Annotated in this window: 2 protein-coding genes; both read left to right on the forward strand. The window is 76.8% G+C overall.

What is annotated here, in order from left to right:
* Positions 1–1,718 (forward strand): alpha/beta hydrolase family protein (locus ACWCSD_RS50620; protein WP_449926700.1); only part of this gene is annotated, 1,718 nt, incomplete at its 5' end.
* A 55-nt stretch (positions 1,719–1,773) separates the two neighbouring features.
* Complete coding sequence (locus tag ACWCSD_RS50625; protein WP_449926703.1) at positions 1,774–2,952, forward strand: amidohydrolase; 1,179 nt, start codon at positions 1,774–1,776, stop codon at positions 2,950–2,952.
* Positions 2,953–3,010: the final 58 nt, after the last annotated feature.

The raw sequence follows: 3,010 nt of genomic DNA on the forward strand, positions 1-3,010 counted from the left end.
GCGCGGGGGCCTTGGTGGGCGACCAGGTCGGCGTGGCCCGGGTGGGGGTCCTGCCGGTCGGCGCGGATGTGGACGCGTGGCCGGTCGACACCGGCCACCACCCGGTCGTGGACGTGAGCTGGGGGCCCACGGGGGAGCACCTGGCGGTCCTGGTGGCGCCGGGCGGCGGCGAGCACACGCAGGTGTGGACCGTGCGCCCGCACGGCGGCGAGCTGCGGCCGCTCGCCGTCCCGCCGCACGGGTCGGCCGCGCTCGTCCGCTGGACCGGCCGGGGCGAGTCCGTCCTGGTGGCCGAGACCTCCGCCGCCGGCCTGACCAGGGCCGAGCTGGCCGACGCCGTCACCGGCGCCCGCCAGGTCATCGCCGCAGGCGAGCTGCTGTGGCCGGCCGCGGTCAGCCGCGACCACGCGCGCATGCTGCTCCGGCGCGGGCCGCGCGGCCTGCGCCGGATGTACGCGGCCGACGCCGTCCCGGGTCACCCGTCGGGCGGCGAGCGCGACCTGCTGCCCGGCCTGCCCGGCTCGACCGACCAGGGGGTCCTGTCGCCCGACGGCGAGATCGCCTACCTGGTGTCGGACGCGGGCCGCGACCGGGCCGCGCTGCTGGCGGTGCGGCGCAACGCCTATCCCGTCGTGCTGGCCGAGCGGCCGGACGCCGAGCTGGACCGGTTCGCGCTCAGCGCCGACGGCCGCCGCGGCGTCCTGCTGTGGAACGAGCACGGCCGCTCGGCGCTGGACGTCGTGGAACTGCCCGCCGCGCACGTCCGGCCGCTGCCGCCGCCGCCCGCCGACGTGGTCACCTCGATCCGCGTCGCCTGGGACGGCCGCACGGCGGTGCTCGCCGCCGAGAGCCCCGAGGAGCCCTCGCACGTGCTGCTGTGCGACCTGACCTCCGGGACGTACCGGTACGCCGCCGGGGCCGGGCGGCTCCCGGTCGCGACCGGCGCCGAGCTGCTGCGCTTCCCCGCCCGCGACGGGCTGGAGCTGGCCGCCTGGCTCTACCGTCCGGCGCACGTCCACGGGCCCGCGCCGTTCGTGGTGTCGCTGCACGGAGGGCCGGAGGACCAGGAACGCCCCACCTTCAACCCGCTCTACCAGAACCTCCTGGCCGCCGGGATCGGGGTGCTGGCGCCCAACGTGCGCGGTTCGGGCGGGTACGGGCGGGCCTTCCGCCAGGCCGACGACCTGGCGCTGCGCTTCCGCGCGGTCGAGGACGTCGCCGACTGCGCCGCCGCGCTGGTGCGGACGGGCGCGGCGGACCCGTCCAGGCTCGCCTGCATGGGCTGGTCGTACGGCGGCTACCTGACCCTGGCCGCCCTCGTCACCCATCCGCACCTCTTCCGCGCGGGCGTGAACATGAGCGGCATCGCCGATTTCGCCACCTTCTACGCCCGTACCGAACCGTGGATCGCCTCCGCCGCGGTGTCCGAGTACGGGCACCCGGAGGCGGACCGCGACCTGCTGCACGCCCTGTCCCCGCTGCGCGCCTTCGACCGGCTGGCCGCCCCGCTCCTGGTCGTGCACGGGACCCAGGACACCAACGTGCCGGTGCACGAGGCCCGGCAGGCGTTCGGGGCGGCCCGCGCCCGCGGCGTGCCCTGCGACCTGCTGCTCTTCGAGGACGAAGGCCACGAGATCCGCAACCGCGCCAACCGCATCAGCCTCGTCTCCAAGGTGCTGAACTGGCTCGACGAGCACCTGCGGCCCGCCCCGCATTGATCGGGCGGCCGGACGCGTCCATCATGGTGCCCCACCGGCACGGAAGGACCCGCTCGTGACCGACCTCGACTCCCGGCTGCGCGCCTGGCGGCACGACCTGCACCGGCGGCCCGAGCCCGCCTTCGCCGAGCACGCGACCAGCGCCTACCTCGCCGCGGAGCTGGAGGCGGCGGGCCTCGACGTCGTCACCGGCGTCGGCGGCACCGGCGTCGTCGCCTCCCTGACCAGGGGCGGCGCCGGCCGGGCCGTCGGGCTGCGGGCCGACATGGACTGCCTGCCGCTCGACGAGCCGGGCACGCACGCCCACGTCTCCCGCAACCCCGGCTTCATGCACGCCTGCGGCCACGACGGGCACATGGCGATGCTGCTCGGCGCCGCCGCCGTCCTGGCCGCCGAGGGCGGCTTCGAGGGAACCGTCCGGTTCGTCTTCCAGCCCGCCGAGGAGCCCGGCCGCGGCGCGCGGGCCATGCTCGACGACGGCCTGCTCGCCCGCTTCCCCGTCCAGGCCATGTACGGACTGCACAACTGGCCCGGCGTCCCCGCCGGCCACTTCCTGACCCGCGCCGGGAACATCATGGCCGGCGAGGACAACTTCGAGATCCGCATCCGGGGCCGCGGCGGGCACGCCGCCCGCCCGCACATGGTCGTCGACCCGATCGTGGTGGCCGCGGAGATCGTCCTGGCCCTGCAGACGGTCGTCGCCCGCAACGTCGACCCCGCGCTGCCCGCCGTGGTGTCCTGCACCGACATCAGCACCGACGGCGCGCGCAACGCCATCCCCGGCGAGGTCGTCATCAGAGGGGACACCCGCAGCTTCGCCCCCGCCGTCGCCGCGCTCCTGGAAGACCGGATCCGGCGGCTCTGCGAGGGCATCGGCGCCGCCCACGGCGCGACGTGCGCCGTCACCTACACCCACGAGTTCGCGCCGACCGTCAACGACCCCGCCTGCGTCGCCGCGGCGGTCGAGGCGGCCGTCGCGGTCGCCGGCGAGGACGGCGTCGACCCCGACTGCGCGCCCGTCATGCCGAGCGAGGACTTCGGCGTGTTCGCCGGGGCCGTGCCGGCCTGCTTCGCCTTCCTCGGCAACGGCACCGAACCCGGCCGGGGCGGCGACCCGCTGCACAGCAGGGAGTACGACTTCAACGACGCCGTCCTGCGGACGGGGACGGACTTCTACGTCACGCTGGCGCGCCGCGCCCTGCCCGCCGGCGCTCCCGCGGCGCCTGCTCGGTGAGGCCCGGTCCGCGGGCGGCCCCGCGGCGGGACGTCACGCGGCCGCGGCCAGCTCCTCC

It is taken from the genome of Nonomuraea sp. NPDC001684 (assembly GCF_053596515.1).